Below are 1,836 nucleotides of genomic sequence, written 5' to 3'. Positions count from 1 at the left end.
TTGATCATTTTAATAATTATAATCGGACGCCCCACCGCTGACTAGTTAGAGTTGTCCTCAGAGGCATTGCCCTTTCCCTACTGTGGAACTCTCGTTTTAACAAAACTGCCACCCACTATAGCGTTTGTGCTCAGCACGGCAACACCTGTGCAGTCGGAGCTCGTGAAGTCGCTCGTTGGTTTGTTCCAGCCTGACTAACATGCAAACTCCCGGCTGAGCATAACCGAAATCTTTCCCAAAAGCCGGCTTTCTGAGGGTGTCGAAATTCGCTCGCTGCCTTACAATGAGCGTATGATTCGATAACCCATCTCGATAGGGAGTGGCTCAACGCGGGCAGACCTTACCACCGGTGGTGGGACGGTAGTCTGGGAAATCTCCGCGGAGTGCGCGGCTCAAAACGGACTGGACTGGGGCGTGGGAAGACTTTTTTGACACCGGACTGTAAAGGTCTCTATGAGGGAAAGCGGCATCCTCCTCCATCCGACATCGCTGCCCAGCCAATTTGGCATTGGTGATCTGGGTCCCAGCGCGTATGCGTTTGTCGACTGGCTGGCAGAAGCGGGTCAACGTTACTGGCAGATTCTTCCCCTCGGCCCCGTGGACGGCTACGGCTCACCGTACAGTTCTGTCTCCGCTTTTGCCGGCAACGAATTGCTTGTCTCTCCCCAGCTCCTTGTGGAAGAAGGGCTGCTTCCACCATCCGCTTTGAACGATGGCGAAATACCTGTCACGGCCGTCGATAGCCCCGTGCATTACCAAACCGTCTCGCATGCGAAACGAAGGCTCCTCCAGCATGCCTTCTCGATGAGCGGCTTCGACAGGTCTGACGGGAATCACCCACTCTGGGAACACTTCTTGCGGTTTTGTACCGAGGAGGCCTGGTGGCTGAAAGTTTACGCCGCTTTCCAGTCATTAGCAGAGCTATATCCTGGTGTTCCCTGGCCGGAGTGGAACTTCAAAGCAACCGGCATACATCTGGACATACTGCGAAGTGGAGAATTTGATCCTCTCGGAAAAGATCTACCAGAGACGCTCCGGAAAACCTACCGATTTCACTGTTTTGTGCAGTTTCTGTTTTGCCGGCAGTGGGATGCCCTGCACCGGTATGCGGCTAGCCAGGGCGTGAAGATCTTTGGAGATGTGCCCATCTACGTGTCTTACCACAGTGCCGATGTTTGGGCGCATCCTCAATACTTTTTCCTGGATGACGAGTACCGCCCAGTGGAGGTCGCCGGCGTCCCGCCCGACTATTTCAACGCGACAGGTCAGTTATGGGGCAACCCCGTGTATCGCTGGGATATTCTCTGTCGGGACGACTATCGCTGGTGGATTGAGAGGTTTCACTCTGTTTTCGAACGTGTTGACCTGGCAAGAGTCGACCACTTCAGAGGATTCGCGGCCTACTGGTCCGTCCCGGCCGGACATCCGACGGCCGAACACGGAAAATGGGTCCCCGGCCCGGGTGCCCATTTCTTCGAAGTCCTCCTCAAATCCTGGGAAGGTCCATGGCGAGAAACGGCTTCCAACAAGCGGACGCTCCCGATCGTCGCCGAAGATCTTGGCTATATTACCCCGGATGTGATCGCCCTTCGGAAAATGTTCGGATTTCCCGGCATGGCTGTCCTTCAATTTGCATTTGGTCCCTCAAAGGTGGATCAATTTCTCCCCGACCGCGTAGCCCCGGACACCGTGATGTACTCCGGAACCCACGACAACGATACGAGCCTGGGCTGGTTCCAGCATGAGGTGCGCGACGATCCGGAACTTATCGCTCGCCTTCGCCGATATTGCCGGGCGGAGCTGGAGACGATCAGTTGGGATATGATCGAACTGGCC

At 55.5% G+C, this 1,836-nt stretch carries 1 protein-coding gene; it reads left to right on the top strand.

The genetic code is table 11. The annotated features are described in order from the left end of the window. Nucleotides 1-453 precede the first annotated feature (453 nt). Nucleotides 454-1,836: 4-alpha-glucanotransferase (gene malQ, locus H5U08_RS17490; protein ID WP_297036050.1), on the top strand; the 1,383-nt coding region annotated here is incomplete at its 3' end.

The sequence above is a fragment of the Thermogutta sp. genome, from assembly GCF_014359955.1.
In the GTDB taxonomy this organism is placed as follows: domain Bacteria; phylum Planctomycetota; class Planctomycetia; order Pirellulales; family Thermoguttaceae; genus Thermogutta.
This window is presented reverse-complemented; position numbering and strand designations above follow the sequence as displayed.